The 11318-nt window shown below is 42.6% G+C and carries 7 protein-coding genes and 1 pseudogene; 4 read left to right on the top strand and 4 right to left on the bottom strand.

Annotation, left to right across the window (positions count from 1 at the left end):
* Positions 1-200, top strand: a pseudogene (locus tag B3D47_RS00915) (stress-induced protein); the annotation flags it as partial.
* A 138-nt stretch (positions 201-338) separates the two neighbouring features.
* Here the strand turns inward: B3D47_RS00915 and B3D47_RS00920 are convergent.
* From B3D47_RS00920 to baeS, 4 genes are all read right to left on the bottom strand, one after another.
* A complete protein-coding gene (locus tag B3D47_RS00920) occupies positions 339-2021 on the bottom strand; it encodes a carboxypeptidase regulatory-like domain-containing protein (RefSeq protein WP_286859464.1) in 1683 nt (560 codons plus the stop codon).
* Positions 2022-2451: 430 nt separating this feature from the next.
* On the bottom strand, positions 2452-3807 hold the full coding sequence (locus B3D47_RS00925) for an amino acid permease (protein WP_180185526.1): 1356 nt from the start codon (positions 3805-3807) through the stop codon (positions 2452-2454).
* Between the two features lie 293 nt (positions 3808-4100).
* Positions 4101-4787, bottom strand: a complete 687-nt coding sequence (locus B3D47_RS00930; RefSeq protein ID WP_004891477.1) for a response regulator — start codon at positions 4785-4787, stop codon at positions 4101-4103.
* 12 nt (positions 4788-4799) lie between these two features.
* On the bottom strand, positions 4800-6455 hold the full coding sequence (gene baeS, locus B3D47_RS00935) for a sensor histidine kinase efflux regulator BaeS (protein WP_184104700.1): 1656 nt from the start codon (positions 6453-6455) through the stop codon (positions 4800-4802).
* Between the two features lie 136 nt (positions 6456-6591).
* Here baeS and B3D47_RS00940 point away from each other — a divergent pair, with 136 nt between their 5' ends.
* The 3 genes from B3D47_RS00940 to B3D47_RS00950 all read left to right on the top strand — a co-directional run bounded on the left by B3D47_RS00940 (position 6592) and on the right by B3D47_RS00950 (position 11305).
* The gene (locus tag B3D47_RS00940; protein ID WP_286859468.1) at positions 6592-7221 is read left to right on the top strand and encodes a hypothetical protein; all 630 of its coding nucleotides are present in this window, start codon (positions 6592-6594) and stop codon (positions 7219-7221) included.
* A 329-nt stretch (positions 7222-7550) separates the two neighbouring features.
* Positions 7551-9353, top strand: a complete 1803-nt coding sequence (locus tag B3D47_RS00945) for an acyl-CoA dehydrogenase C-terminal domain-containing protein (protein ID WP_004816089.1) — start codon at positions 7551-7553, stop codon at positions 9351-9353.
* Positions 9354-9523: 170 nt separating this feature from the next.
* Entirely contained in the window at positions 9524-11305 is a 1782-nt protein-coding gene (locus B3D47_RS00950; protein WP_004816087.1) for an acyl-CoA dehydrogenase C-terminal domain-containing protein, read from the top strand.
* The last annotated feature ends 13 nt before the right edge of the window (positions 11306-11318 follow it).

The following is an 11318-nucleotide window of genomic DNA, read 5'->3' on the forward strand; positions in this document are numbered from 1 at the left end:
ATCGTGGCCGCTCAAATGGTCGAGGCCGTGGTCGTAACCGTGATGACGACGATGATGATGACAATCGTGGTCGCTCAAATGGTCGTGGACGTGGTCGTAGCCGTGATGACGACGATGATGACGATCGCGGTCGTTCGGGAAGTCGAGGCGGAAGAAATACCCCGCCACGCGATGACCGAGGTCGCTTCACTTCCAGGTAAATTATTTGGGAGCAACCGGAAAGATATAGATGAAAGGTTTATATTTTTCTAAAAAGAAAAACATTTTGAATTTCTTATAAGTTTAAAGCGAGCAGATTAGTCCGCTCGCTTTTTTATATGATTTATTTACATGCTATTTTATTGAGTACGCTCTGGTGGGTTTTCTATCCATCGGGACCTCGATGTCGATTTAATTAAAGCTTTCGCTGTTTTTGCGACAAACATCGAAACCTCGTTATCTACTTCCTCATTGTTGCTATAAAGCGGGAAAGTACCAGGCTGATTTTGAATCACAATGTCATCAATAATCCAGCCACGATATGCATTATAGTACTGATCGACAGTATCGAATTTAAACCGGATTTTAACATTGGATTGCCCCGCATATTCATCTAAAGAAATAGCTTCTTGCTGGGCAAATTGAGGTGCAAGGTTAAAGCCAAAGTTTGAGAATGGAATCGACCAGCGGTTATAATCTGTTTGTGGATCAGACAGTGGATTTAATCGCGCCAATTTTTTAAACTCCCCTCCATTGACTGAAACTTCCACATCCATGGCATCATACCCTCTGCTACTTGGATTTACTGATTCAATTTCCCACCAGGTTTTAAAACTTAAGCTGATTGGTTTTTGTGTAGTGCTCAGGTCAATTACTGGTGAAGTCAGTGTTCCATAATACGCCTGTGCTGACGTTCCACCATTCAGTCTTGTTTCTACTGGCTGCCCTTCCTCGGTTAAAAGATTGGCTTCTTTATTTAAGAAACTACCTGCAACACTATTGCCATACCAATATGCATAATTGCCTTGAGCAGGATCTGGCAGTTTGCCATTACTGCTATCATCTGGTGCCAAGGTCACTAAACGATTCACATCTTTATTAATAATCTTGTGATTTTTTTGCAGCAAAGACCATTTTGTTTCTTCAACTGTAGAGGCCTTTTCCCATCCATCTCGGGTAGCAGAGTTTTCTTCGAAAGTCTCCTGCCAAATACTGGTCGTAGCTTCAGTATTTGGTATCAAGGTAAATTGACTACCCCCTGAAATAGAGGACGTCACTGCAACCTGCTTTGTTAAACTTATATGCCCGGGTGCACTGATCATAAGCGTTGCATTTTTTAAGGTATCGCCAAGCTCATCAGATACATTAAAAGCTAGACTGAAATATCCTTTCGCATCAGTTAATGCTGTAACGAATGCACCATTGGTAGCCGCACCACCCGATAATGAAACCTGTGCATTTGCCAAAGGCTGACCTTGCACCAGAACTTGCCCTGATAGTGTCCCAATAATTGCTTCATTTACCGGATGAATCGTTCCACATTCAGCATTATTACAAGTTAAAGGCACGTTGATCGACAATTCCTTATTGGTATTTGTCGGGTGAATAATGAATGGCACGATTGCAGTTTCAGAATGCTTTCTGACCAAAATATAGTAAATACCTGGTGCTAAATGAACTGAATCAGAAACACCCAAATGGTCTGTTGTATATTCTCGTGCCGAGGAGAAATCACTAATCACCGGAAGACGGTCATACTGGACAAAGAGACTGTGATCAACCGTATTATTATCAGAAATACTGGTGACGTTATTACTCCATTGTGCAGCTGATAAAATTCGAATGTCAGCATCTGCAAGCGCCAGATGACTTGCATCAGTAATGATTAATCTTTCTACTCCATTTGCTGGCGTGACGGTTTCTTCCGGGGTCGTTTGAGATGGTGGTGTAGAGTTACCAGAACTGCCTGAATCTGAACCACAGCCAGTCATTATCATTCCCGTAGAGGCAAGCAGCATTGTTGCTATAATATTGAGTTTCATGAGTAAAATCCTTATTAAAATAATAAATTAATTCTTATAATTCGCCTTTTAATAGGTATTTATTTTTATTATTAAGAAGCCTAAAAAATATATAACAAATCCATAGAAAATAAAAATATAAATTATTTCAAACCCAATTATTCAAAAAGTATTTATTAATATAAAATTCTATTTTATTAATTCAATCAACCCTTCAATTAAATTATCTTTTAATACTTATTTTTTTCATAAGAATATTTATAATTAGTTACCAGATTTACCCTTAATAAGAATTATATCACCTTGTTTTAAATAGAATATGGACAAATCAATTTATTCCAACTTCAATTATTCAAGCAAATATAAATCACATTATTATTTTCTACTAAAGCATGGAAAAAGGCACATAAAAATGGGCTCTAATGAACCCATTTTTAAAAGAATAAAAAATTTAAGTTTTCTTGGCCTGTAATATTTTGAAAAGAATAAATAATATTACAATCCACACTGGCAGCATCAGCACTGACAACATGAAACCTTGATCCCACATGATATAGAGCACTGTCAGCATAAAGGCTAAAACCAGATAGTTACTCAGGGGTGAAAACAATGCAGGGAATTTAGTTTGTACAGTTTGGAGGCGAATGGCTTGCTTAAATTTAAGATGAATCAGTGTGATCATGATCCAGTTCAGTACCGCTGCTGCCACCACAATATAAATCAGATAGCTTAGGGCTTTTTCAGGTACAAAATAGTTTAATAAAACACAGCCAAAAATCAGTAATGCTGAGAATAGCACCGCTAGCACTGGAATTCCTCGTGCATTCACCTTTTTAAAGGCTTTTGGAGCATTACCCTGCGCTGCCAGGCCTAACAGCATTCTGCTATTGGCATACATCCCGCTATTACACACCGACAGCGAGGCTGTCAAAATAATAAAATTTAATAAGTGGGCGGCCCAATCAATACCCATCAGATTAAAAATCATCACGAATGGACTATGCTCTAAATCACCTAAGTTCAGCTGATTCCACGGCACAAGTGATAATAGAATTGCAAGTGAACAGATATAAAATAGAAATACACGAATTACAGTTTGATTTACAGCTTTTGGAATATTCTGATCCGGATTTTCAGTTTCCGCAGCAGCCATACTGATCAGCTCAATCCCGCCAAATGCAAACATCATAAAGGCCAGCATATAAAATAGGCCTTCAAAGCCATTCGGGAAGAAACCGCCATGTGCCCATAAGTTCGTTATTGAAGCAGTAGAATCAACATCAGCAGTGACCAGCAGATAAATCCCAAATAGAATCATCGCGACAATCGCAAGGACTTTAATCATTGATAGCCAGAATTCAGATTCGCCATAAATCTTTACATTGGTCAAATTCATGCCAGTGACCAGAATAAAGAAAAATAAAACTGAAACCCATGCCGGAATCTCTGGCCACCAGTAATTGATATATTTACCAATTGCAGTCAGCTCAGTCATCGCTACTAAAATATACAGAATCCAGTAATTCCAGCCCGTTAAAAATCCTGGAAACTTACCCCAATATTTAAAGGCGAAATAGCTAAATGAACCGGTTACAGGTTCATGTACAATCATTTCACCGAGTTGGCGCATAATTAGGAAAGCAATCAAACCGCCAATCAGATAACCCAAAATAATGGATGGACCAGCAGACTGAATAATATGAGCTGAACCTAGAAATAGACCGGTACCAATCGCACCGCCCATGGCAATCAGCTGGATATGACGATTCTTCAAACGGCGTTGAAGCTGCGGTGTTTCACTCTCCAAAACATATTCTCATGATGAATAAAAAATGGGATTGTACCGAGTCTAGTGCTAATCAGCTAACTCATAAATTTAAGTGATTAGTTCTTAAACTTTTATTTTTTATTTAGAAAGGTTTCTTTCATTAGATATTTACATATTCAGGTATCAATCTTCTATTCCTCACCAATTCAGATATTCATTTAAGTTGCTTCTATCGTGCTATTTTTATAGTAAAACGTACCACAGTATTCTTTAGTGAATAAAAAAGCGAATAGAGAAAATCTATTCGCTTTCGTGATTTCCTTGAACCAGAGTTAGTCCTCAGGATATTCAAAACGGTAACCCACACCATAAACTGCCTGAATCCACTCATGACGGTTACCCGTTTCAGCAGCCTCGGAAATCTTGCGGCGCAGGTTCTTGATATGACTATCAATCACACGGTCTGCCACATCGAAGCTGTCCGGGTTAATATGATCCAGCAACTGCGCACGTGAATACACCTGACCCACATGTTCCAAAAACAGTTCTAATAAACGGAATTCTGTTGGGGTCAGGTTCAGCGCTTTTTGTTGATACCAGATGCGCTGTTGCGATTTATCCATACGGAACAAATCATTGCTTTCCGGTTCAGCTTTACGATCCAGACGGCGTAGAACTGCCTGCACGCGCGCGACCAGTTCCTTCGGACTAAATGGTTTACAGATATAGTCATCTGCACCCATATTCAGGCCGAGTACACGGTCAATTTCTTCAGTACGTGCCGTCACCATAATAATCGGTAGATCGGACTGCTCACGCACCTTACGGCAGATGGTCAGGCCATCCATACGTGGCACCATCAGGTCCAGAATCATCAGGCTCGGCTTACGTTGAGTGAAACTGTTATAAGCTTCCTGTCCATCATGAAACATGCTGACTTCAAAACCAGCAGCTTCTAGATAGTCTCGCACCAACTGTGCAAGTTCGACTTCGTCTTCAACCAGCATAATGTGTTTCATGAATAAACTTCCTTATGATTTTATTTGTTTAGGAAAAGTCAGTTTGCAACGTAATCCACCAAGTGGCGAATGATCGAAGCTTAAACTTCCACCTAATGCTTGCGTAATTTTACACGATAATGCCAAACCCAGTCCGGTACCACCAGTGGCACGGGTACGCGAGTCATCTACACGATAGAAACGTTCACCTATTCGGGCCAGCTGTTCATCGGTCAGACCAAACGGACTGTCATCGACATATAAGGTCCATTCTTTGTCATTCTGTTCAGTATGAATATGTACCTGTCCACCCGCTTCAGTATAGCGAATACTGTTGCTCAGCAAATTAGCCACGATCTGTTTAAAGCGGTCCAGATCTAGCTCTACGTCTGCGCCTTCACCTTCCGCAGTCACAGTTAATTGCGCCTGTTCAAACTTTGGATGGAAGTTCATTAATTCCTGCTGTACCACATCCCATGGATTAATCGTACTGACATACATCTGCAATTGCTGGGCATCAGCCTGTGCCAGGGCTGCCAAATCTAGAGTCAGTTTTTTCAGACTGGTCACCTGTGCCAGCATTGAAGCAAAATGTTCTGGAGTTGGCTTACGGATTCCATCCTGCATCGCTTCAATCTGTGCCTGCAACACGGCTAGTGGTGTTTTCAGCTCATGCGAGGTATCTGCTACCCATTGGCGACGTGAAGTCTCATGTTGATTGAGAATGACAGCTAATTGATTTAACTCATTGGATAAATCACCCAGCTCATCATTGCGGTTGACTTTGACCTGATGCTGATAATTGCCTTTGGTTAACTCACGTGTACCTTGCAACAAGCGTTGAATCGGCTTTTTGAAATAAGTCGCTAACAGGAGTGCAGCGATGAGACTGGTCAGGATACTGAGGCCATATACCAGGAATAGGTAACGTTTCTGATTACTAAAGAAATTGATACTTAATGCATCTTCCTGATCCAGTACCGGTTTTAGCCCCAGGTAACCGACAATTTTATCGTCTACCATAATCGGACGATAGGAAATCTGCTCATCTGACGCCTCACCTACTACAAAACGACGTTTGGCATCATAAAGAGATAAACGTGAGCTCAGACCCAAACGGTCAGGCATCTGGATAAACTGTTTTTTACCCGCTTGCGGCTGTGTTGTTAACTGCGAGCCATTTTTACGATCAGTTCTAAACAGGTTCTGATTAGAACTCAGCGGGAACTTCAAACCTTCAAAAGGCTGAAACTGCGAAGGTAAATTTGCTGCCAATACACGCAGTTCTTCCTCATTTACAGTACGCTGTTCAGCATCTGTACCCATCAGGCTTGGTGCTACATTGGCTAAGGTGTGATCTTGAAAATAACGTTGCTGTAAGGCAATGTCATACTGACGACGTAACCACCAGCGTGACAGACGGTCATAATCATCCGGCGCTGCCTCACCTTCGATCTGTAGAATCTGAGCCTGAATTGCATTGCCCCAGTCATTATAAACGCCATAGACTTCGGCCAGGTTTTCAATGACATGATCCAGTTTCTGCATTTCCACATCGGCAACATAGCGAGTGAAATTACGCTGCATATTGAGATGAAGCACGCCAAGACTCACCGTGGTAATCACCAAGGTGGTAAACAGCACTGTTAAAAACAGCCGGAGTGCAATCGGAATGCGGCGAATATTCAAAAGCAGATTCTCAGTTTTTCCTCTAGATTCATTATTGTAGCGAACACAAGCTGAAAAAACTCTTCATTGTTTCTTCATCTTTATTGTTTATTCTTTGCAACATATAGATCAGGCTCGTGGCTTGGAGACAAATACAATGAAAGCAATGACAAAAATCATCGTCCTGGGTGCAAGTGTATTATCAATGGGGGCATTGACCGCGTGTCAATCGACCAAGCATGCACCAAGTGAAGATCATCCGCAAATGATGAAACATCATCAAGATTATAAAGGTCGTCATCTGACTGCAGAACAGCGCGAACAGTTCAAGCAAATGCGTGCACAACGTATGCAGCTGCATAAGCAAATGCAACAGGCCTGTGATAACAAAGCTGTTGGCAGTGCAGTTCAGGTGAAAGCCGGTGATAAAACTGTAGACGGTATTTGTCAGATCTCTTTCAAAGCAGACCGTAAAGATATGAAAGCTGTGCGTGGCGAGTTCCGTGGTATGAAAGGTGAACATCGTCCAATGCGTGGTGACTTTCGTGGAGCATTAAACCGTGGTGAAGCATTAACTGACGCGCAACGTGCGGAAATGGTAAAACAGTTCGACCAGCGTCTGGCTCAACGTCAGGCACAGCAAAAAGCTGTTGTTCAGGCCTGTCAGGGTAAAAAAGATGGCGCAGCTGTACAGCTCAAAATAGGTGAAAAAACCATTAATGGTCAGTGTCACGTCCGTTTCCAGCCAAATGCTCCAGTTAAGGCACCAGCCGTTAACGCTTCTTAACTGAACGTTTCAAATTTATTGTTAAAAAAGGCACTTCCGGGTGTCTTTTTTTATGCATGTTGATTGTTAGAACTAAGTCTATCTAAGTGTGCAGGTTTTTGACCATTCGTGTCAGATATTTTTTTATAAAAACGTTTACACTCAATATACTTAAGATTTCAAGGGTAATTATCTTTGACTTTACAGTCACCAAGAAATAGCCTTGAAATGCTTGTGCCAACAAGGAAGATGTTGCACGATTAGACCATGTCAATACGTGTCTATGAAGGCACGTTTCAATTTAATTCAGGATTATAACGCTGGTATAAACCAGTATTGAGGAAACCGATATGCCACAATACAAAGCGCCCTTACGTGATATGCAATTTGTTTTGCATGAGCTTTTAAATGTTGAACAACATTATGCCAGCCTGCCTGCATTCCAAGATAACGTAAGCCGTGAGCTCGTGGACCAGTACCTGGAAGCTGCCGCTGATTTCTGTGAAAATGAATTATCTCCTTTAAACCAGGTGGGTGACCGCGAAGGTTGTACCTGGAACGACGGTGTTGTAACAACTCCAACAGGCTTCAAAGAAGCGTATCAAAAATACATTGAACTTGGCTTCCCTTCTCTTTCTGCGGAAGAGCAATATGGCGGTCAAGGCTTACCGAACTCTTTAGGTATTACCATTTCTGAAATGGTCGGTACTGCGAACTGGGCATGGGGCATGTACCCTGGCCTGTCTCATGGTGCTGTACGTACTTTAGAACACCATGGTTCTCAAGAACAAAAAGATGCTTATCTGCCTAACCTGGTATCAGGTGTCTGGACAGGTACGATGTGTCTGACAGAATCTCATGCAGGTTCTGACTTGGGTATTATCCGTACTAAAGCTGAGCCACAAGCGGATGGCAGCTATGCAATCTCTGGCGAGAAGATCTTTATCTCTGCTGGTGAACATGACATGGCTGAAAACATCATCCATATCGTACTGGCTCGTCTACCGGGCGCACCTAAAGGTACTAAAGGTATTTCGCTGTTCATCGTACCGAAGTTCAACCTGAATGCTGACGGTTCTATCGGTGAGCGTAATGGCGTACGTTGTGGTTCGATCGAACACAAAATGGGGATCCATGGTAATGCAACGTGTGTCATCAACTTTGATAACGCAAAAGGCTTCCTGATTGGACCTGAAAACCGTGGTCTGAACTGCATGTTCACTTTCATGAACACTGCACGTATCGGTACTGCTGTACAAGGTTTGTCTGCATCTGAGTCTTCTTTCCAAGGCGCGTTAGCTTATGCGAAAGACCGTTTGGCAATGCGTTCTTTAACTGGCCCTAAAGCACCTGAAAAAGAAGCAGACCCGATTATCGTTCACCCAGCAGTACGTAATATGTTGTTAACTCAAAAAGCATTTGCTGAAGGTGGTCGTGCACTGGTTTACCTGTTGGCTCAATATGCAGATGTAGTTGAACATGGTGTAGAGGAGGCAGACCGTAAATTTGCTGACAACATCCTGTCTCTATTGACGCCAATTGCGAAAGCATTCCTGACTGAAACTGGTTCAGAAGCTGCGAAACATGGTGTACAGGTATTTGGTGGTCACGGCTTTATCTCTGAGCACGGCATGGAGCAAATCGTACGTGATACACGTATTGCCTGCCTGTACGAAGGTACGACTGAAATCCAGGCGCTTGACCTGTTAGGCCGTAAAGTTTTGGGTACTCAAGGTGCAATGTTGAAAGACTTCACCAAGATCATCCACAAGTTTGCTGAAGCGAACAAAGACAACGCTGGTCTGAAAGAGTTCGTTGAACCATTGGCTGCACTGAACAAGGAATGGGGTGACCTGACCATGCAGATCGGTATGCGTGCAATGCAAAACCCTGAAGAAGTGGGTGCTGCTGCAGTAGACTACCTGTACTTCTCTGGTTATGTAACGCTTGCTTACCTGTGGGCACGTATGGCACTGGTTGCTCAAGAGCAATTGGCTGCAGGTACTACAGACGTAGACTTCTATAACGCGAAGCTGACGACTGCACGTTTCTATTTCAAGAAAATCCTGCCACGTGTTCGTTCACACGTTGACCTGATTGCGACTGGTGTAGAGCCGTTAATGAGCCTGGATGCGGAACATTTCGCATTCTAAGCTGATACAATTTTAAATGCAGAAACAAGGAAAAGGACGGTTACTTTTAAAGCGTCCTTTTTCTTTATAAAGCGTTACAGAATTAACCTTTAGTCGTCTAACAATAAGATTTTTAATGCATTAGACTGACTCAAAATCAATCGATTCAAACAAGAAACAGGTGACCCACTATGCCAATTTATAACGCGCCACTTGCCGATATGAAATTCATCCTAAACGATGTATTCAATGCCGAACAATTCTGGCAAGCCAATGAAAATTTAGCCCATTTAGACGCTGCAACAGCAGAAGCAATTCTTGAAGAAATGGCTAAATTTGCGCAGAACGTCACCCTTCCATTGAACCGTACCGGTGATGAAGAAGGCGCGAAATATGAAAATGGCGCTGTGACCACACCTGCAGGCTTTAAAGAAGCATTCAAACAATATGCTGAAGGCGGCTGGATTGGCCTTGGTGCTGATGCTGAATGGGGCGGTCAGGAAATGCCAAAAATGCTGACCGTTCTGTCAGATGAAATGCTTTTCGCTACTAACCCGTCTTTCATGCTGTATCCATTGCTGTCTGTCGGTGCGGGTATGGCATTGAACAGCTATGGTTCTCAAGCGCAAAAAGAAACTTACCTGCCAAAAATCTACTCTGGCGAATGGTCAGGCACCATGTGTCTAACCGAACCACATGCGGGTACTGACCTGGGTATCATCAAAACCAAAGCTGAACGCAATGAGGATGGTACTTACAGCATTACCGGTACCAAAATCTTCATTACTGGTGGTGACCACGACCTGGCTGAGAACATTATTCACTTGGTATTGGCAAAAACACCGGATGCACCTGCGGGCTCTCGCGGTATTTCCCTGTTCATCGTGCCTAAATTCCTGGTGAATGAAGATGGTTCGATAGGCGAACGTAATCCGGTAGGTCCAGGTTCGATTGAACACAAAATGGGGATCAAAGCGTCTGCCACTTGCGTCATGAACTTCGACGGTGCCAAAGGTTATCTGGTAGGTAAAGAAAACGAAGGTCTGGCAGCCATGTTCGTAATGATGAACTACGAACGTCTGTCTATGGGGATCCAAGGCTTAGGCGCTTCTGAATTCGCTTACCAAAATGCGGCACAATATGCGACAGATCGTCTGCAAGGCCGTAGTGCTTCTGGCGTTCAGTCTCTAAACAAACCAGCAGACAGCATTCTAGTACATGGCGATGTCCGTCGTATGCTTTTAAATGTACGTGCAAACAACGAAGCTTCTCGTGCATTCGCTGTGTACGTTGGTCAACAGCTTGACATCACCAAGTTCTCGACTGATGCAGAAGCAATCAAGAAAGCCAATGATCGTGTTGCCCTGTTAACACCGATCGCGAAAGCATATCTGACTGATACAGCTTTCAATGCAACACTTGATGCACAAATGGTCTTCGGTGGTCATGGTTATATTCGTGAATGGGGCATGGAACAGTGTATCCGTGATTTACGTATTTCACAGATTTACGAAGGGACTAACGGTGTTCAATCACAAGACTTGATTGGCCGTAAGACCATTAAATGTAATGGTGAATTTATTGCTGAATACATTCAGGAAATCCGTGATTTTACCAATGCACTGGATGCTGACCTGAACTTCATTAAAGATGCGACCCTTGATGCGGCTGCAGAAGTTGAAGCGGTAACTCAGCATATCATTGAAGCTGCGAAAGAAAATCCAGAATACGCGAATGGTGCAGCAGTAGATTACCTGCATGCAGTAGGCCTGTTGAGCTTCTCTTATATGTTCGCGCGCATTGCCCATGCTGCGAAAGATAAACAAGGTGAGTTCTATCAGAACAAACTGGGTCTTGCTCGTTATTTCGTACAACGCATTCTGCCTGAATTGGCACTGCGTATTACTAAAGTCAAAGCAGGTTCAGAAGCATTAACACAGTTCTCTGAAGAGTACTTCACAACTCAGTCTTAAGATATTTAAGTCT

It is taken from the genome of Acinetobacter sp. UBA3461 (assembly GCF_002381195.1).
Classification (GTDB): domain Bacteria; phylum Pseudomonadota; class Gammaproteobacteria; order Pseudomonadales; family Moraxellaceae; genus Acinetobacter; species Acinetobacter schindleri.